We start from the raw sequence: 24,940 nt of genomic DNA on the forward strand, positions 1-24,940 counted from the left end.
GCTTCGTTTTTTTATCCCGTCTTAAAAATAATTCTCACCATATAGAATCGAGGTCTGAAGCTGCTGTTCCTCCAAAACAATTAAACGAGCGCCCCTTCTGTTTTGACTAATCGCTCCATAGCCTGAAACTTGTCCAAATACGACTTCTAATCCTAAATAATTCGTCTGAAAATTATTATCATGGTTATGACCCGCAAAGACTCCTTTAGTTATAGGATCAAACAACAATGCGGCAAAGAAACCAGTATTGATCTCCGGACTATCGACTCGCAACTCGCCCACTACACTATTTATCGGACGATTTACTTGGTAAGCCTCCATAAACTCCTGCAAAGGAATGTGCAAAAAACTATACGCACTCTTTACTGCGCTATGTTTATGATAGTAACGAGCTGTTGTTTTAAACCACTCGATTTGCTCGGGCAGGATCCAATCATACCGGCTGTAGGGGCTGTCGGTATATTCACCAGAATCAATAATAAACAAAAGATGTTCAATCTGCAGTTGGTTTGAATTGTAAATCTCCAATACATAGCTCTCCCGATCATTAGCAATCAACGAACACTTTTTTTCAGCCAAAGATTTGATGTCCATTTCTTTTTGTCGCAGCATTCCTCGCGTAATAGCCGGGTGATTGGAATCATGATTGCCATAAGTTAGAGCAATCGGAAATTCTAAAGTATTGCAAAAATCAATAAACTCTTGAAATATGGCCAAGGGAGCGCCGGCAATAGTGCTCCAAACAATATCACCGGTAAACAAAATTAAATCAGGCTGTTCTTTCTTACTCATCGCTTGAATCATTTGCAAAGTCTGCTGATCCGCTTCGTCCAGCGGCCAGGTTCGCAAATGTAAATCAGTGAATTGAAGGATACGGAAACTACTTGAGTTCTTTTCTGAACACATTAACCGCATAGTTGATAGCCTTTCCGATTGATCCTTACTTGGTCCCCAATTTCGGCTGCTTGGGCATCTTGAGACAAAATGACCATTTCCTGCTGCTGCAGTTGAACGGTGTATTGTGTTTCTCGTCCTAAAAATTGTTTGTCGATTACTTGAACCGTTAGTCCCTGATCTGCTGAGAGGACAAAATCTTCAGGATGAACAGGATAGGTTTGCTGCTGCCTGAAATGCGGGTGCACCTCCTGGCCTGTCCAGAAAAATTCAGTATCGGTGCCCGCAGGAAAGAACTGTGACCCTTGCCAATTTCCTTGGATGAGCTGGGCTTTGCCGACAAAGTCAGCAACAAATTCAGAGGCCGGATAATGATAGAGATTATAAGGCGTATCAAATTGTTCAATCTTCCCTTGATTCATTACAATGATTCGATCAGCCAAAGCCATTGCTTCCTTCTGGTCGTGTGTGACATATAGAATAGTAGCTTGGGTTGCTTGATGGATTTTCTTGATTTCGCGGATCATGGTTTCCTTCAGATGAGCATCTAGTGCACTTAACGGCTCATCCATCAATAGCAACTGCGGCTTTGAAACGATTGCTCTGGCTAAAGCCACCCGCTGCTTCTGTCCACCGGATAATTCATTGGGAAACCGTTCCTTAAAGTTCGTTAATTCTACTAGAGTTAAAATTTCAGCAATACGCTCTTCTTTTTCCTTTTGTGACAGCAGCTGCTTGTGCTTGCTGCTGTTTAGAGGATACAACAAATGCTGCAGCACATTCATGTGTGGCCACAGGGCAAATTGTTGGAAGACCATCCCAAGTTCCCGCTCATTTACAGGGATTTGGCGACCATTTTGATAAAAGGCCTGCTCATTGAACTGAATAGAACCACTGGTAGGTTCGACAAAACCCGCGATACAACGTAACAACGTTGTCTTCCCACAACCTGAAGGTCCTAAAATTGCGATAAATTCATTTTGATCGATCGCTAAATCAATAGATTCTAATGCGGCAGCTGTCGAATAAATTTTGGACAATTTTTCTACAATCAACTTAGTCATTCGTTACCCTCCCTTTTTTCTCCAAACTGGAACGAATACTTAGAATTACTAAGATAAACAAGGTTACTATTACTGAATAAGCCTGAGCCAGGCTGTTGTCTCCACTCGTTTGTAAATTAAAAATAGTCAAACCAACCGTTTTTGTTCCTGCTGCTGCCAGCAAAGAAGACAGAGTCAGCTCGGTAAACGCTCCGACGAACATCAAAAATGAACTGGCAAACAATTGATGTTTAATCATAGGCAACAGAATTCGCCGCCATTTTTCCCAATGATTAGAGCCAGAAACTAATGCGGCCTCCTCCAACTCACTATCGACAGCTAAAAAGGCGGTATTACTTCCCCGCAGCAGCAGTAAGGCATAGCGAGTTACGTAGGCAATCAGCAAGATTTTCAACGTACCGTAAACATTCGGAACCTGATTCCAGTAAAAAATCATACTCAAAGCTAGGACAATTCCGGGCGTTGAATAGGTTAGTGAGGCTCCCAGCTCAATAGGCAATGTTGCCTTAGCATTTATCCGCTGCTTGTAATGCATCACCCACACACCTAAAAGAACACAGAGAATGATAGCTGCAATCGTGATCGTAAAGCTGGTAATAAAGCCCTGATACATACTTGGGGCGGTTAAAATAAACCGATAGTTTTTCAGACTCATATGCGAAATATCAAAAATGGATTTCACGTATCCCGAATGGAAAGAGGATAGCATCATAAAAATCAGTGGAACAATGTTAATACAAAACAGTAGCAACAGCAGACCAAACTGCAAAGCTTTTCGTTTTCCTTCTGATAATAATATGCGAGGTTCATGGTTCAGCGAGGCCGTCTCTAAACTTTTTGTCCTTCTCAGTAACAGCCACTGAATAAACAAGGTCACAAAGGATAAGCTAGCTAAAATGATGGATAACACCGCAGCTTCATTAAAGCTATTGGGACCAAAACCGATTGCCTTTTCATAAATATACGTGCTTAATACTTGAATCCCTGCGGAGCTTCCCAGCGTAACCGGAATGGCAAAATTATCTATTGAACTCAAAAAAGCTAAAACAATCCCACTAATGATTGGCGACAGCACACTGCGCAAATTGATATTTCTCAGTGTCGCTTTTACCGAATAGCCGGAGATCAGAGACGCCCATTCTTGTTCTCGGGGAATCTTGCGTAAAATATCTACTAGATTCAAATAAACCAAGGCAGCATTACTGAGCCCCATCACAAAAATAATTCCGCCGATTGAATACATATTAATCTTGGACAGCGATAACTCTAGTAATAAATGATTAATCGGCCCGTTTGCTGAGAATAACGAAGTCCAAGACAACGTCACTACATAGCCTGGAATCAAGTAAGGTAAAATAACCATCGTTTCAATTAACCGTTTCATTTGAATGTTGGTATAAGCAACGATTACTGCCATTATCCCACCAAACAGACCGGATATAATTGTTGAAGCCACAGCAATAATGAGTGTATTTTTGATCGCTCCGACCGTTCTGACGGAATGAAAAACGGCGTTGAAATTCTGAAGGTTCAGTGAACCCTCAGCTTCAAACGCCATTTTAAACAACGTGAATAGCGGCAAAATAAATACACACAAACCTATCAGAAAAAAGAGCAGAGAATGGAATCCCTTTATAGGTTTGGACATATGAAAAACTCCTTATCTTTCCTTAATTTTGACCAAATAGTTCTGCAAATTTTTCTTTATCGGCATCTCGATTTTCCAAAACTTTGGTTTCATCGAAAGGCATCGGGTCAATATCTTCGACTCCTTTTAACCCTTCTGGTGCAGCTACACCTTGGCGTACTGGAGTATAGCCCATTTTAGAAGCAGCCGTTTGGCCTTCTTTTGAAAGAACGAAATCAACAAACGTTTCTGCAGGCGCAGCGTTGGCCGTATCCTTAATAATACCGATTGGTTCAGTTACATAGAGTGCACCTTCTTCTGGATAAACAAACTCTATTGGTGCTCCGTCTTGCTTCGCACGATTAGCCATATAGTCAACCAGCATCCCGATGCCTTGTTCACCATTAATCAATGCATCACGAACCGTTCCGTTTCCTTGCCCTACAAATACTTCATTGTCTTTTAATGCTTTATAAAAGTCCCAGCCGATCTTTTCCTGCTGCGTCAAAATCGATAAATTTAGGGAAGCTGCTCCTGAATACAGCGGACTTGGAATCATGGTTTGGCCTTTTACTTGTTTGTTTGTCATATCAGCGAAACCCTTAATATCATTTGCATCTACCATGTCAGTATTTACAGCTAAGCCAGTTACGATTAATTTCGTTCCTGTATATAAATTTTCATCGTCCACGTACTCTTCCGGAATTTCTGCCGACTCTTTTGATTCATAGGGTTGCAATAAATCTTCCTCTGCTAGATTTTCAAAAGTAAAGCTGTCCGATACCAGCAACGCATCTGCTTGAATTTTGCCGGTTTGTTTTTCAGCTAAAACTTTAGAAATAACTTCTTCTGTTCCTGAACGAAAAACATTTACCTTGATGTCAGGATATTCTTCATTAAATGTCTCCACCAGCTTTGCAACATCTTCTTCTGGTTGGGAGGTATATAAGGTGAACTCACCGGTATCAGACTTCGCTTTTTGATCAGTGGATTCCGACGAATTTCCAGCTTTTGACGAGCTTTCCTTCGTATTAGCGGCTGGATTCGACCCGCATGCAGCCAACGCAACAACTGCCAAACTTAAAAACAATACTTTTTTAAACCTTTTCACTTAAATAGCCCCCTTAAATTAATTGCTTTCTAGCATCACCTATTCTAGCGGACTCATTTCAATTCATGGTTAACTCTAGGTAAGGTTTAAGTAAAGGATTGTAAACATTATGTAAAAAACGTTTTCAACAAATATTGTTCTATGTTAAGCTTCCAGCAAGGGGGAATGATATGGGAAATCGAATCAAGTTTGAGGAGATTGTCAATTTTAGAGATGTCGGTGGATACAATACAGCTCTTGGAAAACAAACGCTAGAGGGGGTCATTTATCGTTCTAGTATGCTCTTTGGTCCCACTCCTGCTGATCAGCAGCTTATGCAAAAGCTGAACCTTCAAACCATTATTGATTTGCGGGCACCTGCTGAATTAGAACGAGAATCCAATCCTTATAAAGATGAAATAAACCATTATTATTCCATTAACCTCAGCGGCCAACAGGATCGTGGTCGAGCGGCTGAATTAAGCACTCAAACAACTGATCCTTACTTTATGAGTGAACGCTATTTGGAGTATGTTGAAGGTGGGAGAACGGAAATTGGCCGGCTGTTTCGTTTGTTGCTGCAAAAAGAGCATTATCCGCTAGTCATTCATTGCAGTGCTGGGAAGGACCGTACCGGCGTTGTTATTTACTTGATTTTATTGCTGCAAGGGGTATTAATTGAAGAGATTATTGCTGATTATCAGGTTTCTTATACCTACATTAAGCATGATTCCCGCATTTTACAGAATAAACAACTGCTGAATGTTTACCACTCTTACCCTGAAATCATGGAACAGTTTCATCAAAAATTTCATGCTGCCTACGGGACAATCGGCAACTACCTCCGAGAATTGTCCTTCACGGAAGATGAACTGCTGCAATTGAAACATCTCTTAGTCTCTTAAAATTTTTCTATAATAAATTAAAAACCTCACTACACAGCGGTCTTCTGCTGATAATGAGGTTTTTACTATTTAATTTCCTTCTTGCTGTATCCGATTAATTAAATACTCTGCTAATGCGTCGGTCACGGTCACACAGTTGAAGACCTTAGATTTCATCGCCACATACAATGTTTCCTTCTTGGTATCTTCGTAACAAATAGTCGCGACTTTAGGAATATTGCGAATACTTTCCAAGCTAACGCCAATGACGTTCTCGTTGATCGTACACGCAACCTCTTTTCCTTCTGCATCAAAGAATTTGGAATTAATATCTCCAACCACCTGAGCATCAGCAAGTATCCGAATATCTTCTTCATTGATATACCCAATTTCGGTCATAGTGTTGCTGTCAGAGAACGGTGAAGCTAAACCAACAATTGCCATATCGACACTTCTGCCGGCTTCCAGTACATCTTTGATGGCTACATTGTTAATTAAATTGTCCTTAATCAGCGGATTGTCCACCAAAGCCGGAGCGTATAAGAATTTGCACTTGGCTCGCAGCTTTCTGGCTAGATCGTAGGCCAATTGATTGGAATGGATATCGACATAATCAGAACCCATCCCCCCAATCAAAGGAATGATACTCGCGTCCGGATGATTTTCGTAAGGATATTCATCAACAAATCGACGTAAAATTTTCCCCCATGACAAGCCGATCTTTTCAGCTTTGGCGATGTCCCTCTTATAGGCGGTAATCGCTGTTTGGATAATGATTTTTTCGATTTCATTTTCTCTCAGGGTGCTGGTATCTAGAACCACTGCTTTGGTTAATCCGAAAAGCTGCTCCAGCTGAAGCTCTAGCTCAACGGAGTAAGCGCTTTCGCTTTTGATGTAAATTTCCACAATTCCTTGATTTTTTGCATCAATCAGATATTTGGAAACCAATGATCGTGAAATCCCCAAGCGCTTTGCAATATCCGACTGCTTCATGTTTTCCTTATGGTACATGGTTGCTACTTTTACTAAGTCTCGATTATTATTTTTACCCTTTTCCATCCTAAACGCCCCTCGCCGTAAAAGCTTCGCAAGCTTTTCCTATTTTGTGAAGCTGGATATTGAAAAAAAAGCCTCCCTTAGAGTGTAAGGGAGGTCGCGTTTAATTACAATACTTCAATTGTATCGCCAACTTCAAATTTTGGAAATCCACCAGGGCTTACAATGATTGCGCCTGGTAGAACATCCCCGACTTCGTTGCGGAAGTAGATGGAAATATGACCTAATTCTTCAAAATTTGCGTTCGCTTGAGAGCCAACTTCATCAATTGTAAATTCTTGATCTCCGAATTTTATTTTGCCTCCAACTTTTAAAGCATCCTTTGGTGCATCTTCAAAGTCATGAATCAAACAGATATCTCTTAATTCAGCCGTTGCTTTTGGACCAAAAAGAATAATTAACTGTTCTTCTTCAAAAGCTGGTACCATGCTGCCAATTTCTATAATCTTCGTTTTTACCATTTAGTTATTCGCTCCCATTCAATCTCTTTTTAATACATACCGAAACTTGCCAGCCAAGCCAAGATTACTGCGGTGAATCCCGTTAACATCCGGCCGTATAAAATCGCTGGAACACCGATGGCTACGGTTTCAGGTTTCGCCTCTCCTAATGATAAACCAACCGGAATGAAGTCACAACCAGCATGTCCATTAATCGCAAACAGGGCAGGCAATGCATATTGCACTGGAATAGAGCCGTTCGCAATTTGTGTACCAATCAGCACCCCGATTACCTGTGAAATTACCGCACCTGGGCCTAAGATTGGCGACAAAATCGGAATCGTACAAATTAGCGATAAGGCAATCATTCCTGGCAGTGAGCCTGCTAGTGGAGACAAAACATTTGCCAGCCAGTCGCCGACACCTGTGTAATTAATGATCCCTACCATCATACTGATAAAGGCCATAAATGGAATGATATTTTTCAATAGCATGTCCACTGCATCACGACCAGATTGGTAGAAGGTTCCCATAATACTCCCGATTCCCCGAGAGAAGCTAACTAAGAAGCTGTCTTTTTTCGCTACTTCCTGCTTGTGTTCTTCTTTGATTTTCGAATATCTTTCCCGGAACTCTTCTTCTGATTCGCGTCCTTCGTCTTGCTTAGTGATAATTGCTTCGGTTGCTGCTGCAGAGTCTGCGCCCGTTGCATGGGCATGATCGATACTTGCCATTTGGCGGTCTTCTAAGTCTGCATTTTCTACTAAGGTTACATCTTCTGGGCGTACACCAGAAACGAAGATATCTTCAGTAATATGTTTTGCTAAAGGTCCTGATGGTGAGGACGGTAAAATATCCACGGTTGGGATACGTTTCATCGGATAAACTCCGATCCGTGCAGTTCCGCCGCAGTCAATAACTGCACAAAGGGTTTCATCCTCGGGAATTGCATTTTTAAAGCCGTCACAAGCTTCACAGCCTGTTAAGTTTGCGATCTGCTGTGCTACCGGATGGATGCCGCCGCCGGTAACTGAGACAACTTTATTCTTTTTCTCTGATGGTACTAAGGTTAATCCAACACCCCAACCTTTATTTCCCGGTTTTACAAAGACTGTTTTATACATGCCGCTTCCTCCTTCTTATGCTTGTGCTTTTTTAGCTTCTTTGGCCATCATAAACTTGGTCAAACGCTCAGTGACAATTCCCCGCATCAAGATAACCACTACCCCAACTAAGAAGTAACGAACGGCTAAGCTTGATTGGCTGTAGCCGGCTTCCATTACCCCATTGGCAATTCCAAGGTAAACAAATAATTCACCTGCATTAGCATAAGGGAACAAGCCGGTAACGGGATGAACAAAGGATACTGCTGCATCATAAAATGCTGGTTTTTCTTCTTCCTTAACGAATTTTCCAAAGGTATAAGCCATTGGGTTAGTCAGCATTAAAACAGCTAAAATCGGCATCAATGAATAGCGCAAGATCATATATTTAGAACAATAGCGGATTGCTCGGTCAACACGTTCTTCCCCGATAAATGCAATAACTGAATAAGTAAAGGTTAATAGTACAATTAATAGTGGAACAATCCCGGTCATATAGCCCATAAATTGTTCGCCGCCTGCTTCAAACAAACCAATAAAGTTTTTTCCTGCCCATTCAATGTATTTCATAGTAATGTCCTCCTTTTAGGTAACCGCTTCCAATTTCCGTGAGTAGATTTTTGACAATGCTTCTTCAATCTTCGATAATTGATTTTCTTGCAGCTTCTTGCTGTAAAATTCTTCTAAGTGCATGCCTTGGTAAGCGGGGTCCTCTTTGAACTTGGCAAAGATCGTTAACCCACTGCAGCAATAGCACTGAACGACTTTTCCGTTTTTGTCGATTACGACCGCTACGATCGTTCGCAGCATTCGGCCCTTCACTACTTCTGTATAAAAATCATAGTCCGTGCCGGCCTGTTCAGTCGTAATTTTACGGATAAAGCTTTGATAGTATTTGACTTGAACAACACTAAAAACACTTTGCAGCATCATCAATATAGCTAAAAGTATAACAAATCCACCCATAAGGCTCTTCCTTTCCAAAAGCAGACAAGGGCGTCCCCCCATCTGCTTTATTGTTGTTGCTTACTCGCCAAACGTAGAATCTTGTAATTTACGTAAACGATAAACCGTAGTTGATTCGTCGATTTCGATATCGTCATAGGTTAAGAAGGTTCCATCCTTAATGTCGCGTTTTGCAACAGATGAACCACCAACTAAACCGATTGGCACATTGCCATTTTTAGCCATGTCTTCGTGGGTTTCCAGAACACCGCGAACACAGTAGCCGCCGATGCCATCGATTTTTTCACCTTTTTTAATGTCTTTCTTCGCTACTGCTACTGTTTCAGAGATTGGTGCCCCCAATGGAACAATCGCATGATCATGGTTTAAGACTGCCTTCGCAATAGTGATTGGTGTTTCTAAGCTAGCTAAATGGTATGGACGGTACAGGATATGATGATCGCGATCGCCCTTCTTCATTAAATAGCTTAACTCGTGCTGTACACCTTCGTTTTGGCCTTTTACAATGACAAATACCCCAGGTGCTAAACCATCTACGTATTCTACAACACCATATTTGTCTAAGATACCGCCATTTTCCTTCGTATCTAGATCCTTAATTACTGAATCTACATCGCCGCTGATTCCATGCATTCCTACTTTGTCAGGAACAAAGCCGATCGCATTAGACAATAAGTTCATTTCTGCCATGGTCTTGGTTCCATCCTGGAAGGCTGCCAGCATATGACTGGACATGTTCTTCTCATCTGCTTCAGCTTGAGCAGTATCGGGATTTGCGCCAACCTTTAATTTGTTGTTCTTCCCTTTACCAGCAACTAAGACTTCCATCCCCATACTTTTAGCGAATTCGAACAGCTCAGTCGTTGCTGCTGGCTCATCGCCATCAGATCCGGTATAAATCAAGTTCGCTGAATCATACATTTTCTTCATTAGAGGGCCAATGGTAATATCCACTTCCACGTTCAGTAACACTAAATGCTTTTTAGCTAACAATGTCTCTAAGGAAATTTGAGCGCCGACCTCTGGTACACCCGTTGCATCTACGATGACTTCTACTTTATCTGAATGAATAATTTCTTTAAAATCTGAACTGGTTAAGATGTCGACTTTCTTCTCCGCACTTGCATTATAGGCATCCGCTGCTCGCTTTGCGCCATCAATATTGATGTCGCTGACTCCAGTCACTGCCATACCAGGAATAGTCGAAATTTGTGCAATCATTCCAAATCCCATTTGTCCTGCACCAATTACTCCGACTTTAATTGGGTCATTGTTTCTTTCTCTCTCCAAAAGCTTTCCATAAAGTGTCATTGTGAACCCCTCCATATTGTTGTCATATGACAACTAAACTGTCATATGCCTTAAGACAACCTTAGTATAACACGGGCCAAACACATGTCAACGCTTTCTTTTATTTTTTTGAACTTTCTATATCGATTGGAACATATGTTACTATTGCCAAAAACCTTATAGAAAAGGTGATAAAGCTTGATACAATCCACTTTAATCCATTTTGTTTTGCTTTATCCATTATATAATATGGAAATCGAATCATTTATTAAATAACTAAAACTAAAAGTATTACTGACTATAAAGATCACTTTTTTTAGTTTCTTTAAAAAGATTGATCATTTATTCACTTGAATTGCTTTGATTCCTTTACTGTGAATAGTAGAAATGATTTGAAAATTTTCAAGCCTTTTAGAGCCGATCTTCTTCTTCATTATTCCCTTCATTGTGAGCGTTTACACATTGATTATTTATAGCTGGTCTTTAGTTAAAAAACGATGAGTTAATTGAATAATTACGATGAGAATCGGTTAATTTTGTCATTTTTATATGAAAAGAGCATCCCTGCTTTAGGAGCAGGAATGCTCTTTTAGAATATTTCTATTCGTCATCCAATAATTGTGAAGCAATCGCATCGGTAGTTACTAGTACGTTGACTAGCTGATTTTCTACGGCTACTTTAATTGCTTCTATCCGCTGGTCATCAGCAGCAATCGTTAATACCTGGGGAACCTGCTTAATAGCGGGCAAGTTCACTCCGATGATGCTTCGGTTGATTTTGCAGGCAGCCTCTTCTCCTCGTGCATTGTAAAAACGAGAATTGATATCACCAACGATTTGGCTGTTGCGGAGTTCTTCGATATCTTCTTGGGAAAGATAGCCGATTTCTTCCATTGTACTTCGCTTGTAAGGACTACCGATTCCAACAACTGCGATATCTACGTTTAAACCATCGCTTAATACTGATTCAATCGCTTGGTTGCTTTTTAAAGCATCTGCCAGCTGTTCGTTTGCCAATAGCGCGGGGGCATAGAGATATTTTGACTTGCCGCGAACCTTTTTAGCCAAATCATGACTTAACTGATTAGAGTGAATGTTGACGAAATCATCTCCCATGCCGCCGATTAACGGGACAACTGAAAGGGCGGAATGATTGCTGTAAGGAAAATAGTCTACCATTCTTCTAATTGCCTTGCCCCAAGAAATCCCGACACTTTTAGCCTGCTTCATTTGCTTATTTAAATAGTAAGCAGCAGCTTTTGCAGTCATTTTTTCGATTTCTTCAATCGTAAGATCCTTGGAATCGATGATAACGGCCGCTGCCAAACCGTATTTCTTTTCCAGCTTTCTTTCCAGCATCGAAGTATAGGCGTTTTTGCTGTTAATGGTAATTTCTACAATGCCTTCTTCGCGAGCATCCAGCAGTAATTTAGATACCAGAGATCGAGAAACTCCTACCTGCTTGGCGATCTGAGCCTGGGTCAATCCCTCCTCATAATATAAGCAGGCCATTTTGACAATATTTTTTTCTTCTATTATATCCATCGCTAGTTTCTCCTTATATGAGATTCAGGATTTACCTCATCAGCTAATTAAATGTAATGACGTCTCCCACCTGCAGCTTAGGAAATACTTTTGGTTCAACCAAAATCGCACCTGGCAAAATTTCATTGTTTGCGCCATCTCTAAAATAAATCGAAATATGTCCCAGTGCTTGGTAATTAGGATTGGCTTCGCTGCCCACCTCCAAAATGGTGTATTCCTGTGAGCCAATGGTCAGCTTGCCACCTTTTTTTAAGGCATCCACCGGGCGTTGATCCGTCTCGTGAATGACACAAATGTCGCGCAACTCTGCTGTCGCTTCCGGGCCAAACAGCACTAGCAGAAATTCTTCAGCAAAATCTTCGACAATCGATCCAATTTCAGTAATTTTTGTTTGATGCATGCTTAAGCTCCTTTAAAAGTATCATCCTGCAGCTTGCGTAATTGCCACACTGAGGTACTTTGATCCAATTCTACATCGTCTTCTGTAATGAAGGTTTCTGGCTGGATGTCGCGTTTAGCTACAACCTCACCCGAAATTAAACCGATTGGAATATGTCCTTGTGCGTCCATGTCGGCATGTGTTTCTAAAACGCCTCGAACACAGTAACCACCGATACCGTCCAATTTTTCACCAGCTTTGATCGCTTTTTTAGTGACGGCCACAGTTTCTGAAATTGGTGCCCCCATTGGAATGATGGCATGATCCTGCTGCAGAACGGCTTTAGCAATAGTAATGGGTGTTTCTAAGCTGGCTAAATGATATGGTCGGTACAGAATGTGATGCTCTCGGTCGCCTTTTTTCATCAGATAGTTCAATTCACCAGTCACATCAGCATTTTGTCCCTTAACGATGACAAAGACACCAGGTGCTAAGCCATCCACATATTCTACTACCCCGTATTGTGAAAGGACGCCGCCCTTTTCCTTCAAATCAAGATCCTTAATCACTGAATCCACATCACCAGATAAGCCATGCATCCCAACTTTATCAGGAATATAGCCGATAGCATTGGACAGCAGGTTCATCTCAGCCATTGTTTTCGTTCCATCCTGGAAGGCTGCCAGCATGTGAGCTGCCATATGCTTGCCGGCGGCTTCTTCAGCGGCTGTATCAGGATTGGCAGTTGTTTTCAGCTTATTGTTTTTGCCTTTTCCGGCAACTAAAACTTCCATTCCCATTGATTTTGCGAATTCAAATAATTCAGTTGTCGCTGCTGGTTCATCTCCATCAGAGCCAGTATAAACGAGACCAGCTGAGTCATATAATTTATGCATCAATGGTCCAATGGTAATATCGATTTCAACATTTAATAGGACTAAATGTTTTTTGGCAATTAAGGTTTCCAGCGCAATTTTTGCGCCCACCTCAGGAACACCAGTAGCATCAACAATTACTTCGTTTAAGTCAGAGTGAATAATCTCCTTAAAATCCGCCGATACCAGCAAATCATTTTTTTCTTCTGAAGAGGCTAAATAGGCTTCTTTGGCTTTTTCAGCATTTTCTACGAACAGATCGCTGACTCCAGTTACGATCATGCCAGGTATCGTCGCAATTTGGGCGATCATGCCTCGGCCCATTTGCCCAGCCCCGATTACTCCGACGCGAATTGGGTTTCCTTCTTGTTGACGTTTTAACAGTTCTCCATACAGTGTCATGTTGTTCCCTCCGATTTTTTATTGTCCATTTCAATTTGGATTAGTTTGATAGCTTCTTCGATAGATGCTTTGTATTTACTCGTTTGAATTTCTGCTGACAGGTTTTGAATACTGCAGCCGGTTAATTCATGACAGGTTTTAAATTTGGCGAAAACGGTTAGACCTGACATCACTTGGCATTCAGTAATTACACCGTTCTTGTCTGCCAGCATCAAGGTAATCATGCGTGCCTTTAATTTGCTGTTGGCCATACCTACACCAAGAAAACCTTCTTCATTTCGTTCCATCATGCTTCGCAGTGTCTTCCGATAATAGCTGGCATGACTCATTGAGGTAGCGAGATTTAACAGTAGTAAAGCGATAATTATGAATACCAAGCGAAGATCGATCATTGTGTTCTCCTATTATGAATGATTTAGTTTACTATCACAGCGGCTGGCAGGTACTCCTTCACCATACGGTTCGCTAAGATCTTTGGTGAATTGGCGAAATTGCCAATCGTTGATCCTGCGATATGTGGCGTGATGGTCACATTTTCCAGCGTTAAATAAGGATGGTCAGCTGGCAGCGGCTCTTGCTCAAAGACATCCACTGCTGCTCCAGTAATTTCTTTGTTTTGCAGGGCTTCAATTAAATCTTGTTCATTAATTAGCCCTGAACGAGCACTGTTAATAACTACAGCGGTAGACTTCATCTTTTTGAAGTACTCGCGATTCAACATGTTCTTAGTTTCTGGTGTCAGTCGGTAATGCATGGAAATAATGTCGGCTTGAGTGACTAATTCTTCTAAGGAAACTTGAGTATCTGGTGTGTCTCCAGTGAAATAGTCGTCAAAGAAGATAATTTTACCACCAAAGGGCCGAACTAAATTAGCTACCTTCTGTCCAATTGCCCCATAGCCGATTAAACCAACTACTGACTCTTTCAATTCTGGTGCCAATACACCGTTGGGATAGTATTTTTCCCACTCGCCATTGCGCAGCTTGCGGTCTGCTCGAGCAATATTGCGGATTTCTGACAGCATCAATCCGACAGCGTATTCTGAAACGCTGGTTTCGCTGCGACCAGGTGTATTAAAGACTGTGATTCCTTTGGCTTCAGCATAGCTGCGGTTGACGTTTTCAATCCCTGCTCGCAAAACACCGATAAATTTCAGTTTTTTTGCTCGGTCAATAACTTTTTTGCCAATCGGAGCAAATTGCGTAATGATATAATCATATTCTTCAATATCCGCTAGTAATTCCTCTGGCAAATCAACAGCTTCACTGCCTTGTTTTTCCAGCGTAATATTGTCCTTTTGCAGAGCCTCCAAATCCTCATGCTGCCAATTTTTGACAACAACAGTAATTCCTTTTTCTTCTAACAGGGTGAGTCCCTTTTCCATCATTTCCTGATCGATGAAAAGGTCTGCGATTGCTACACATTTTGCCATTTCCTTAACTCCTATCTTCATTTAATGTGACTGACACTCGGAAGTTACCTGGTGTACTTGCCGCCTCAAAGGCCGCTTGAATTTCCGCCAATGGAATGTGCGTTTCTACCAATTTGGAAACATTTACCCGACCTGTGTTCAGCATTTCAGCCGCATCAGAAAAATCTTCCAAGGTTGATCCATAGGTTCCGATTAATTCTAAGCGCATGTAATGGATCTTGTTAGGATCAACATCCATCTCCGGTGCTGGATAGCCGGCGGCGTACATAGATATTTTGCCGTCCTTTGGCTTCACCATTTCCAAGGCCTGATTGTTTGCTGCAGTGGCACCTACCGCTACAACTACGATATCGGCTCCCTTGCCATTGGTTAATTCCTTTACCTTAGCAACTGCATCTACTTCTTTAGGGTTGATGGTTTCAAAGCCCATCGCTTGTGCTGCCTGCAGCTTCTTCTCCATTAATTCAGAAACAATTACCCGAGCGCCAAACGCCCGTGCTGTTTCCGCATTTAGCAGTCCCATGGTTCCTGCACCAATGACAACTACGGTATCGGTACCGGATTTCACCCGCAGCTTCTTCATATTTTGAATCACAGATGATAAAGGCTCAACGAAGGCTGCTTCTGAAGCAGGCAAGTCTGGATTCATTTTCACGAAGCTTTTTGCCTTACGAATAAAGTAGTTGGCAAAGCCAAAGATCCCGTAATAGTCCTCTGAGTAATTTTTACCAAACTGCTTAATGTTTTCACAGCTGGTTACCTCGCCGTGTTTACATTCATCACAATAACCGCAATAGTCATAAACGACGCTGACTTTATCGCCAACTTCGTAAGTGTCGCCAACAGCAGCTCCTTTAGCAATCACTGTTCCTGAACATTCATGTCCACCTGCCATAGGATAGCCTTGATGCTCCCGCAGTCCCAACCATTGCTGGTAATCGGTTGTACAGATGTTGCAGGCTTCCTGCTTCACAAGAAGCTCATCCTCCTTGAGCTCTGGCAATTTCATTTCTTTCACCTCGGCTACTCCCTTTTCGAGTAAGCAGCCAAACTTAATTTTTTCAGGAATCATTTACCCTTCACCTCTTAAATTATTTTTACAGTCCGAATGACATAAAGTAAGCAACCACAACTGCCAATGGGCCGGTTAACACCCGTGAGAAAAGAATCGATGGTACACCAGAGGAAATCGTTGCCGGATCAGCCTCGCCAAGGGTCATCCCTACTGGTGCAAAGTCACAGCCAACCTGTGAATTGATAGCAAATAATGCTGGTAATGCATAATGGGCCGGAATGGTTCCGTTTGCAATTTCTGTACCGATTAATAACCCGATCACTGAAGCAATCACGGCTCCTGGTGCCAATAGCGGCGACAGAAATGGCAGGCTGGTAATTAAGCCTAAAATTACCAAGCCAATCAGACTTCCAGCTAACGGTGACAAGACTTTTGCGATCAAATCACCGATACCGGTATAATTGATGATCCCAATTAAGGTCGCGACAAAGGCCATAAACGGTAAAATATTGGTCATAACCGTTTCGATCGTTTCACGTCCCGCCTGATACATAATATTGATAAAGCTCCCAGCTGCCCGGCCTATTTTATCAATCAGTCCAATGAACCCTTTTTTATTTTCGTAGCTTTCTTCCGATGCTGTCGCAGCTGCTTCCGGTGTCGCTTCTTCCATCTCTCTAACAATTGGTTCTTCTTTAATTTCTTGAACAACAGTTTCTTCTAAACTGCTGGAATTCCCATTGATTAATTCCAAATCATTTACTGTTGTTCCTGAAACAAAAATATCTTCAGTCATGAATTTCGCTAGTGGTCCAGAAGGTGCCTGCAGCTTCACATTGACTGTTGGAATACGCATCCGTGGATAGGTACCGCAGCGAGCCGTTCCTCCACAGTCGATCACTGCTGCTAAGGTTTCTTCTTTTTCTACCGGGTTCTTAAACGCATCTACTGCTGTTGTTCCGGTTAATTGAGCAATTTTTTCGGCTACGGGGTGGATACCACCGCCAGTTACACTAATGACGTATCGTTTTTTCGCATCTGGTACCAAGGTTAATGGACCACCCCATCCACCTTTTCCTTTATGAACAATTACTGTTTTACTCATCCTTTTCCCTCCGTTCGTTAAGCATTTACTGCTTTCTTCTTGTCGCGACTAGCTAAAATAGCAGCAATTCGTTCCGTAACAATTCCCCGAATCAGGATGACGACAAAACCAGCTAAGAGATAACGAAGAGCCAATTCACTCTGGTTACCGACCTTTTCAAAACCAGCAGCAACTCCTAAATAAACAAATAATTCCGCGGCATTCGCATGAGGAAAAAGACCAACAATTGGGTGAACCATTGATACGGTTGAGTCATAGTAAGCTGCCTTGTGCTCTTCCTTTAAGAATCGTCCAAAGGTATAACACATCGGATTGGTTAAAAAGAAACAAGCGAGAAACGGAATCAAGGTGTAGCGCAAAACAATAAACTTGGTACAAACTTGCATAAAGCCGAAAACTCTTTCTTCACCGATAATCTTGATCAAAGCGTTTACAAACAAAATTAACGTAATAAGCAGTGGGATAATCCCGGTTAGGAACCCCACAAATGTTTCAGCTCCTGCCTGAAACATTCCGATGAAACCGTCTGATAGTTTTACTAAAAAATCCATGACCTTCCTCCTAAAATTTGGAATATGACACTCGCGCGAGTTTTCGTATCATATGACACAATATGTGTCGAATGATACTTTCGAGAACAATATATCAAGTGACACAAAAAATGTCAAATGATATTTTCACTTTTTTTTTGCGGCAAAATGGTTTAAAATGGTACTGTCTTAACAGTACGCAAAACGAAATAGAATGTGCGTGGAGGAGGAGAGCTATGAGTACATCCGAGGAAAGAAATATGCTGAAGGTTGCCACACTTTACTACAAAGAGGGCTTAACGCAGGTGCAGATAGCGAAAAAGCTAGGTGTTTCACGCTCTCTTATTTCAAAATGGCTGATTGCCGCCCGTAATAAGGGTTTTATAGAATTTTTTATTAACAGCGAAGATGTCTATTCCATTGATCTGGAAAATAAATTAGAAAAAGAGTTTAGCTTAAATTCCGCTGTGGTTATTGATACAAGTAACTTATCCTTTTCAGAAGTGGAGAAGGTCTTGGGTCAGACTGCAGCGATTTCAATTAAAAATAACATTGAAAAAGCGGATTCGATCGGGGTATCCTGGGGTAAATCAATCAAGAGCCTAGTTACCCAGTTTCCTTTTGAGAATTATCCTGACAAGGTCTTTATTCCTTTGATCGGTGGGATGGGAACAGATCATTTTGATATTCACTCTAATCAGCTTTGTTATGAATTTGCTAGAAAAACACGCAGTACGTCAAAGTATTTGTATACACCAGCACTGGTTTCTAATCCTTTGATGCGAAAGGAATTTGAAAATAATATTTACATCAAGGGGATTTTAGAAGAGGCAAAAAATGTCTCTTTAGCCATCGTAAGTATCTCCTCGCCTTACCATGTAAATACGATGGAGGAGATTGGGTATATAACTAAGGAAGATATTCTTGAGTTAGAAAAACTGGGGGTAGTCGGCGATGTGAATTCCCGTTTCTTTGATCGAGAAGGCAAGGAAGTTAATCATGATATTAATAACAATGTCATTGGGGTGGGAATTGAAGATTTGAAAAAAATTCCCCAAGTAGTAGCTATCGCCCATCACGAAGACAAGTGGTCTGGGGTTTACTATGCCTGCAAGAATCATTTAATTACTGATTTGATCACTACTGACGTCATTGCCCATCGCATGCTTTCCGATAACCCAGATGAATAAAAACAGCAGCATGTTCCCGACTTTTTTAGGGACCTGCTGCTGCTTTGCTTATTCCATATTCGCGTGACGGTAATCCATATCCTTTTGTTCTTGGCCGGTTGCCTTTTTTAAGCCAACAATCATACTATCGTATACAAGCTAAGACAGCTGCTCAAAGTAAGAGCCGTTGATGATGAAAGACTTTAGATATTCCTTATCGATCTTCCTCAATCCGTTTCTTCAACGCTTGAATAAATGGTTGATAATCTACTTTTTCATAGTCTGAAACATCAAACTCGACTAATTCCCCTAATTGAAATTGGTGGTAGCGCCGATCGCTGATTATCTGGCGAAAGGCTTCTTCGGTAATCAATGCGTCCGCTTGAGTACGTTCGGCAAGCTGATCGCCAAAATGGTAGTGGGTCATAATGTGGCTTAAATGACGATCATCCGCCACATCTCTTACCTTTCGCCGCTGCCAAAGAACGTCGAAATCAGCCACTAAACGAATGGTAATGATATGATAGTCATGTTTCTCTGCTAACGCCTGCAAGTTAGGCGCCTGCTTTTGACTGAAGGGATACTCTGAAAGGATTACCCGTTTGCCTGCTTTCATATATAAATCCAATACCCCATAATAAAACTTCCAGACTTTTTGTTCTAATGCCGCTTTTTCTGCTAGGCTGTTAAACCCAACTGAATCTGCTAGAATCTCTTTGCCTTCATCTGGGGTAATGACGAACAGCTCCGGCAGCACCTTTTTGATTTCATTAATTAAATAGGTTTTGCCGGTTGCTGGACTCCCTGCCAGTAAGATCAGGTATTTTTTCATCTTATTTTTTCAAGGTTAGCGGACTGTCTACGTTCATAAAAAGTCCGATTTTGTGTTTAACAATTTCTTTTACCTTGATATTTGCCGGGATTACATTATGGCGCAGAGATTTGTTGACTTCGGTTTCTGCAAAGGATTCTTTCGCAGTTTTGGTCCAATTTACCAGCAATTCGGTTCCGACATTAAACTTGCGAATGCCGTGGTTGATTAGTTCAGGGTAATCTTCTTCTTTTACTCCAGTACCGCCATGTACGACTAATGGAATATCGACAACTGCATGGATTTCTTTTAATAAAGGAATATTGACTTCCGTTTTGGATTTGAATTGACCATGGTTGGTTCCAATGGCAATTGCTAGTGCATCTACACCGGTTTGTTCGACAAATTCTACTGCATCGGCAGGTTTCGTATAAACCTTATCGTCTTCTGCAACTGAAATTCCTTCTTCGGTTCCGCCGATGGTGCCTAATTCCCCCTCCACTGAAGCACCATGGGCATGGGCATATTCAACAACGGCTTTGGTTTTGGCAATATTTTCTTTAAAGGGTAAATGGGAGCCATCGTACATTACGCTAGAGTAACCGGCATCGATGGCCGCTTTGATTTCGTCAAAGTCTCGTGCATGATCCAAATGCAGGCAGACATCTACCATTTCATCCTCTGCAATTTCCTTGACCACAGCCACCATGACCTTATACCCGATGTACTTGGCTGTATCGATACTGGTTTGGATAATAATCGGTGCGCCCATTTCTTTAGCGGCCCGAATCATTTCCGGCAGCATTTCCAAATTATGAGTGTTAAAGGCGCCAATGGTCATGTTTAATTCTGTGGCAGTTTGAGTGACTTCTTTAAGTGTTTTATACATGTATACAATACCTTCTTTTCTTTTTTATCCGCTAATGGTGACCTTCTTGGCAATCTGGCGCATGTCGTCCATCTTGCCCATATAATAATCAATCCCTGCATCGTCGCCGTTGCGGGCAGCTTCAGCTCGCTTGGCGTTGTAGAGACTCATTAACTTTTTGTAGCCGTCCTTGATGGTGAGTTTGTACTCGAGACTGGTTTCTAATTCTTTGATGGCCTGCTCTGTCTCTTCTAATTCTGCATAGGTGAGACCCAGCTGTTCATGTAATTGAGCCAGCTCTTCTTTTTCTGCTGGATCAGCCGCTTCAATTTGAGCGGCTAATTCCTGAAGCTTGACTGTTAAGGCTTGCTTTTCCTCTTCAGTCAAAGCTGTTTCTACTACCTCAGCTGCTTTCTTTTCTTTCTTTTTGAAAAAGCCAAACATAAGGTACTCCTTTCCAGCCTAAAAGGCTTTTAAGATGGGGCTTAAGATCCATGCGTACAATAGAGCGACCGTAACAGTATCAACATCGGTTGCGGTGGCATTGACGAAGCCCATTTGATTGAAAATTGTTACTAATAAAGCTGGCAATAAGGTGATAAAGAACCCGTGAGCGATCCCACCGATAATTGCACCTCGTCGTCCACCAACTGCATTTCCGAAGATTCCGGCGGTACCACCAGCAAAGAAGTTCGTTAACATTCCTGGCAGAATCATAGCTAAACCGAACATCGGTAAAACAAACATGGCGATAATCGTACCAATCGTTGTTGTAATGAAGCCTAAAATAACTGCGTTTGGTGAGTATGGGAAGAATACCGGACAATCTAGGGCTGGCACTGCATTCGGCACAAGCTTCATAGCGATTCCGCGGAAGGCTGGCACGATTTCTCCTAATAACAGACGGACGCCAGATAGCAGGACATAAACCCCAACGACGAACTGGATTGCTTGCAAGAACGCGTACATCAAGTAATGTTGAGAACCAGTGTCTACAGCTCCTGCTCCAGCGAAGGCAGCAGTGATAATGTACAACGGCACCATGACTACCATCACCGATAGATAAGTATCTTGCAAGAATTCAAAGGATTTTGGCAGATTGATGTCTTCGATTGATTTTTTGTTTTCGCCTTTTTCACCGAAAATGTAAGCAACCCCAGCTTCAAACATGTAACCAATCGTACAAAAGTGACCTAAGGCAATATCATTGGAACCAGTAATCTTACGAATAATCGGCTGAGCAATTGCCGGCATAGCAACGGCAAAGACAGCACCAACAAATCCGCCGACTAGAATCAACACGATTCCCCGCAGACCAGAGAAATAACCAAAGACAGTTGTCATCGTAGCCATCCATAAAATTGCCTGACCAGTTAAGAAAATATATTTCCATTTAGTGAAGCGAGCAATGACAATATTAAAAACAAAAATGGCTAAAAAGGTTAACGCAATATCGCGACCTAAACCTAATTCGTTCATCGCCTGTCCATTAATTGCTTCAATGGAAGGAATAATCCCCTGCATATTGAAGCCGGCTGTGAAGATTTCACCGAAGTAGGTTAAACTGCCCACGATAATACTGGAGCCGGCACTTAACACCTGGAAGCCCAGCAAGGTTTTCAAGGTACCCGAAATGACTTGTCCCACGGATTTCTTTTGCAGGACCAAACCCAACATGGCAATTAACGCAATTGTGATTGAGGCCTGTGTCAAAATATTTTGAATAATAAAATTCACTACACCCATTGTTTTGTCTCCTTTATGCTAATTTTTTACAAAGCGCCTTTTTCTGCTAAAACTGGTAATAATTTTTCTTCGATTTCTGCTTTTGAGACGATATTCTTTAAGAAAACAATTGCCGTTTTGCTTTCATCAATCGAAAACTTTTCAAACTGTGATTGGAAATTAGTGGCAGTAATAATTACATCCGGCTGAACCGAAGCAGCCGTTGAAATATCTACATGATCCAATTTTGCATCGACATTGTGTGCATTTAAAACATCCTCCGCTGCCATTTGAGCCGCAAAGCTGCTGCCCAGCCCCGCACCACAAACAAATAAAATCTCTACTCTTTTACCCATAATCATTTTCGCTCCATTCTATTTTTTAAATTATTTCCCTGCTTCACTGAACAACACTGCTTTAAACTCTTCTACGTCGGTGAACTCGCTTAATCGATCAATCTTATCCTCGTCGTTAATTAACTCCACCAAGCTTTTCATGATATTTAAGTGGGAGAAGGAATCCACTGCCGCCAGACAAAAAACGATTTTGACTGGATCATTGCTGTCGTTGCCAAATTCCACTGGTGTTTCTAGTGTGGCTACACTAAGACCCAAGCGATTTACACCATCTTCCGGTCGAGCATGGGCTAACGCGATATGCTTGCCTATCACAATATAAGGTCCGAACTCCTTGACCGATTGAATCATGGCCTCCACATAACTTTTTTCAATCACTGCTTCCTTCAATAGAGGCTCAGCTACATTCTCAATTGCTTCCTCCCAATCGTGAACAGGCTGCTTCAACAGAATGGCACTGTCCTTTAACACATCTTTCAACATTGGCTGAATCTCCTTTTTATTGATCACTAAATGATTTTGATCAAAAATTATTTCCAATTCTTTATAAATTTCACCATTCACCTGACCTTGGCTTCGTTCAATAATGTCAATCAAGGTGTAAAACAAGTGAGTAGAATCGTTGCTGTTGTTAATCAAACGTTTATATTTGCTGTTCTCCGTTAAAAATTGCTGAATCCTCTTCTTGCTTTCTTCCTTGATAATCGGGTCCAGCTCTAGCAGCGGCTTCTTATCGTAAGAAACATGAACGGTGGAAAATACTAGATCCACATCCAGCTTATCGATCAAGTCGATCTCTCGAGAGCTTAATACTGCTAATACTTCAATATTGAAAAGCTCCTTTAAGTTTTCCGACAGCAGTTTTCCCGTTGCCATTCCGTGGTTGCAAATCACCACCGCTTTGTAGACGTAATGAAGATCCTGATTAATCGCACTAACCGAGGTAGAAAAATGAATGGTTAGAAAAGCGATTTCATCTTCACTTAATTTTTTCCCGGTCCATTTCTCAATTTCTGGTGTGAATTGCTGAATAGCTGTGTAAATATTGCCGTAGTTCTTTTGAATATTTTCTTTTAAGGGATTCACAATTTGAACATCGCTTTTTACCCGATTAATTAATCCGGCGATGTGCTTATACAGGCCTTCCTGCAGGACTTCCTCCTTGCGAGAAAAAGGAATTTTGGTTTGCGTTTCAACAAATTTGATCAGTTGAATCGATAGCAGTTGAGCCTGCACCCATTCGATAGAATTGTTCATATCCCGCGAGTTGAAGGTATTCAGCATAAACACAATGTACTTAATTTCAATTTCCGGCGGATGAATTACAAATTTATTACAGATCGCATTCACATAATCACGAATTTCACTTTGTGGTGTATCTACAACTTCCCAAGCGGTACTGGCAATCATATCCTGCCTTAGAAAGCGGCTGAGCCACACAGCGGTAAAAACAATTAACTGATTTCGGTAGATATTGTCTTCAACCGATGAGATAGATTGGTCGTACAGCTGATCCAGCTTCTGCAAAAGCGACAGCGGAATATACTGGTCAAGAATCGAACGATTTAACGAGGATAAATGTTCCTTCTCTGGATCAATCACCCCAACCGTGTCGTTAATGATGTCATAGATCATCGTGCGGATGGACCGTTCCGCTCCACGAAGCACAATTCCCTGCTTAGCAATGCTTAATACTTCAATTCCGTAGGTTTGCAACGTCGTTCGAACCCGCCGCATGTCTTCATCCAAGGTACTTTTAGAGATGAGATACTCCTCTTCCTTTTGATAGAGAAAAACCGGGCGTTGGCCTAAGGAAAAAGCTAAAATCAAATCAAAAATCCGATTTTCTCTTTCCAGATACTCGGGGGTTCCCACCTTCTTAGTAAATTCGTTCAATTGCTTTCGCTGATCAGCTGACAGAACCAGCTGGTATCCTTTTTTGCGAACATTTTCAATTTCAGGAAATTTTTTCTGTACTAAAAAGGCATTGATTTCCTTCAATTCATTGCGAATGGTGCGAGCACTGATGTGGAATTTCTCCTCCAGTGCTGGCAAGTCCAAAGGATAGTCAGTAGTTATAAAAAGCTTTAGAATGTTAATCGTTCGATCTTTCATGTTCTTATCCCCTCGTCTAAACAAAGTATATAGGCGGCAACAATTCTTGATAAGTAGAGATTATTGCCACATATTTGTGCAAAAATGTAAGCGCTCTGATTGGTTTGCTGATTTTTTAGCAAACCCTCCATCAGTTCCCAACGTCCAAACAACGTTATTTTATGTTTAATAAATGATAGAAAAAAGACCCTCATTAACA

General features: G+C 41.5%; 26 protein-coding genes. 2 read left to right on the forward strand and 24 right to left on the reverse strand.

The features are described from left to right. Positions 1 to 21 precede the first annotated feature (21 nt). From IGI46_RS03700 to IGI46_RS03715, 4 genes are read right to left on the reverse strand one after another with little or no spacing between them, the layout of a single operon-like run. The gene (locus tag IGI46_RS03700; RefSeq protein ID WP_429972924.1) at positions 22 to 915 is read right to left on the reverse strand and encodes a metallophosphoesterase; all 894 of its coding nucleotides are present in this window, start codon (positions 913 to 915) and stop codon (positions 22 to 24) included. Continuing rightward, positions 906 to 1,958, reverse strand: a complete 1,053-nt coding sequence (locus IGI46_RS03705; protein ID WP_429972925.1) for an ABC transporter ATP-binding protein — start codon at positions 1,956 to 1,958, stop codon at positions 906 to 908. The genes IGI46_RS03700 and IGI46_RS03705 overlap by 10 nt, the downstream gene beginning before the upstream one ends. Continuing rightward, the gene (locus IGI46_RS03710) at positions 1,951 to 3,606 is read right to left on the reverse strand and encodes an ABC transporter permease (protein ID WP_429972926.1); all 1,656 of its coding nucleotides are present in this window, start codon (positions 3,604 to 3,606) and stop codon (positions 1,951 to 1,953) included. The genes IGI46_RS03705 and IGI46_RS03710 overlap by 8 nt, the downstream gene beginning before the upstream one ends. A 22-nt stretch (positions 3,607 to 3,628) precedes the next feature. Next, complete coding sequence (locus IGI46_RS03715) at positions 3,629 to 4,696, reverse strand: ABC transporter substrate-binding protein (RefSeq protein WP_429962137.1); 1,068 nt, start codon at positions 4,694 to 4,696, stop codon at positions 3,629 to 3,631. Positions 4,697 to 4,866: 170 nt separating this feature from the next. Here IGI46_RS03715 and IGI46_RS03720 point away from each other — a divergent pair, with 170 nt between their 5' ends. Next, positions 4,867 to 5,580: a tyrosine-protein phosphatase gene (locus tag IGI46_RS03720; RefSeq protein WP_429972927.1), complete on the forward strand. Its 714-nt coding sequence runs from the start codon at positions 4,867 to 4,869 to the stop codon at positions 5,578 to 5,580. Positions 5,581 to 5,649: 69 nt separating this feature from the next. Here IGI46_RS03720 and IGI46_RS03725 read toward each other — a convergent pair whose 3' ends face one another. The 14 genes from IGI46_RS03725 to srlA (IGI46_RS03790) form a co-directional block, all read right to left on the reverse strand. After that, positions 5,650 to 6,618, reverse strand: coding sequence for a sugar-binding transcriptional regulator (locus IGI46_RS03725; RefSeq protein WP_429972928.1), 969 nt, complete (start codon positions 6,616 to 6,618; stop codon positions 5,650 to 5,652). 104 nt (positions 6,619 to 6,722) lie between these two features. Continuing rightward, positions 6,723 to 7,076, reverse strand: coding sequence for a PTS glucitol/sorbitol transporter subunit IIA (locus IGI46_RS03730; protein ID WP_429972929.1), 354 nt, complete (start codon positions 7,074 to 7,076; stop codon positions 6,723 to 6,725). 29 nt (positions 7,077 to 7,105) lie between these two features. Next, the gene (srlE, locus tag IGI46_RS03735; RefSeq protein ID WP_429972930.1) at positions 7,106 to 8,179 is read right to left on the reverse strand and encodes a PTS glucitol/sorbitol transporter subunit IIB; all 1,074 of its coding nucleotides are present in this window, start codon (positions 8,177 to 8,179) and stop codon (positions 7,106 to 7,108) included. A 15-nt stretch (positions 8,180 to 8,194) separates the two neighbouring features. Further along, positions 8,195 to 8,728: a PTS glucitol/sorbitol transporter subunit IIC gene (gene srlA, locus IGI46_RS03740; RefSeq protein WP_207703959.1), complete on the reverse strand. Its 534-nt coding sequence runs from the start codon at positions 8,726 to 8,728 to the stop codon at positions 8,195 to 8,197. 15 nt (positions 8,729 to 8,743) lie between these two features. After that, complete coding sequence (locus tag IGI46_RS03745) at positions 8,744 to 9,124, reverse strand: transcriptional regulator GutM (RefSeq protein ID WP_207703958.1); 381 nt, start codon at positions 9,122 to 9,124, stop codon at positions 8,744 to 8,746. Between the two features lie 60 nt (positions 9,125 to 9,184). After that, positions 9,185 to 10,435, reverse strand: coding sequence for an NAD(P)H-dependent oxidoreductase (locus tag IGI46_RS03750; protein WP_207703957.1), 1,251 nt, complete (start codon positions 10,433 to 10,435; stop codon positions 9,185 to 9,187). A gap of 579 nt (positions 10,436 to 11,014) precedes the next feature. Then, positions 11,015 to 11,959, reverse strand: coding sequence for a sugar-binding transcriptional regulator (locus IGI46_RS03755; RefSeq protein WP_429972931.1), 945 nt, complete (start codon positions 11,957 to 11,959; stop codon positions 11,015 to 11,017). A 43-nt stretch (positions 11,960 to 12,002) separates the two neighbouring features. Continuing rightward, positions 12,003 to 12,359, reverse strand: a complete 357-nt coding sequence (locus IGI46_RS03760) for a PTS glucitol/sorbitol transporter subunit IIA (RefSeq protein WP_429972932.1) — start codon at positions 12,357 to 12,359, stop codon at positions 12,003 to 12,005. Between the two features lie 2 nt (positions 12,360 to 12,361). Next, positions 12,362 to 13,615: an NAD(P)H-dependent oxidoreductase gene (locus IGI46_RS03765; RefSeq protein WP_429972933.1), complete on the reverse strand. Its 1,254-nt coding sequence runs from the start codon at positions 13,613 to 13,615 to the stop codon at positions 12,362 to 12,364. Continuing rightward, positions 13,612 to 14,007, reverse strand: a complete 396-nt coding sequence (locus IGI46_RS03770) for a transcriptional regulator GutM (RefSeq protein WP_429972934.1) — start codon at positions 14,005 to 14,007, stop codon at positions 13,612 to 13,614. Before IGI46_RS03770 ends, IGI46_RS03765 begins: the two co-directional genes overlap by 4 nt. A 23-nt stretch (positions 14,008 to 14,030) precedes the next feature. After that, complete coding sequence (locus tag IGI46_RS03775) at positions 14,031 to 15,047, reverse strand: 2-hydroxyacid dehydrogenase (RefSeq protein WP_429972935.1); 1,017 nt, start codon at positions 15,045 to 15,047, stop codon at positions 14,031 to 14,033. 4 nt (positions 15,048 to 15,051) lie between these two features. Then, positions 15,052 to 16,119 (reverse strand): zinc-binding dehydrogenase, encoded by a 1,068-nt coding sequence (locus tag IGI46_RS03780; RefSeq protein ID WP_429972936.1) that lies wholly within the window; start codon positions 16,117 to 16,119, stop codon positions 15,052 to 15,054. A gap of 25 nt (positions 16,120 to 16,144) precedes the next feature. Beyond that, positions 16,145 to 17,167 (reverse strand): PTS glucitol/sorbitol transporter subunit IIB, encoded by a 1,023-nt coding sequence (gene srlE, locus IGI46_RS03785; protein ID WP_429972937.1) that lies wholly within the window; start codon positions 17,165 to 17,167, stop codon positions 16,145 to 16,147. Between the two features lie 17 nt (positions 17,168 to 17,184). Beyond that, positions 17,185 to 17,718 carry a PTS glucitol/sorbitol transporter subunit IIC gene (gene srlA / locus IGI46_RS03790; protein ID WP_010758692.1) on the reverse strand — a complete coding sequence of 178 codons (534 nt, stop codon included), beginning with the start codon at positions 17,716 to 17,718 and terminating at the stop codon, positions 17,185 to 17,187. A gap of 215 nt (positions 17,719 to 17,933) precedes the next feature. On the opposite strand from srlA (IGI46_RS03790), the gene IGI46_RS03795 reads away from it, so the two are divergent. After that, positions 17,934 to 18,887: a sugar-binding transcriptional regulator gene (locus IGI46_RS03795; protein ID WP_429972938.1), complete on the forward strand. Its 954-nt coding sequence runs from the start codon at positions 17,934 to 17,936 to the stop codon at positions 18,885 to 18,887. Between the two features lie 193 nt (positions 18,888 to 19,080). Here the strand turns inward: IGI46_RS03795 and IGI46_RS03800 are convergent, their stop codons facing one another. From IGI46_RS03800 to IGI46_RS03825, 6 genes are read right to left on the reverse strand one after another with little or no spacing between them, the layout of a single operon-like run. Further along, positions 19,081 to 19,698, reverse strand: coding sequence for an AAA family ATPase (locus IGI46_RS03800; RefSeq protein ID WP_429972939.1), 618 nt, complete (start codon positions 19,696 to 19,698; stop codon positions 19,081 to 19,083). Position 19,699: 1 nt separating this feature from the next. Further along, on the reverse strand, positions 19,700 to 20,566 hold the full coding sequence (locus IGI46_RS03805; RefSeq protein ID WP_207703937.1) for a class II fructose-bisphosphate aldolase: 867 nt from the start codon (positions 20,564 to 20,566) through the stop codon (positions 19,700 to 19,702). 24 nt (positions 20,567 to 20,590) lie between these two features. Then, a complete protein-coding gene (locus tag IGI46_RS03810) occupies positions 20,591 to 20,989 on the reverse strand; it encodes a tetratricopeptide repeat protein (RefSeq protein WP_429972940.1) in 399 nt (132 codons plus the stop codon). A gap of 18 nt (positions 20,990 to 21,007) precedes the next feature. Next, positions 21,008 to 22,291, reverse strand: coding sequence for a PTS sugar transporter subunit IIC (locus IGI46_RS03815; RefSeq protein ID WP_207703935.1), 1,284 nt, complete (start codon positions 22,289 to 22,291; stop codon positions 21,008 to 21,010). A gap of 26 nt (positions 22,292 to 22,317) precedes the next feature. Next, complete coding sequence (locus tag IGI46_RS03820; RefSeq protein ID WP_429962165.1) at positions 22,318 to 22,626, reverse strand: PTS sugar transporter subunit IIB; 309 nt, start codon at positions 22,624 to 22,626, stop codon at positions 22,318 to 22,320. A 30-nt stretch (positions 22,627 to 22,656) separates the two neighbouring features. Further along, entirely contained in the window at positions 22,657 to 24,741 is a 2,085-nt protein-coding gene (locus IGI46_RS03825; RefSeq protein ID WP_429972941.1) for a BglG family transcription antiterminator, read from the reverse strand. Between the last annotated feature and the right edge of the window lie 199 nt (positions 24,742 to 24,940).

It is taken from the genome of Enterococcus sp. AZ163 (assembly GCF_050498925.1).
Classification (GTDB): Bacteria; Bacillota; Bacilli; order Lactobacillales; family Enterococcaceae; genus Enterococcus_A; species Enterococcus_A ferrettii.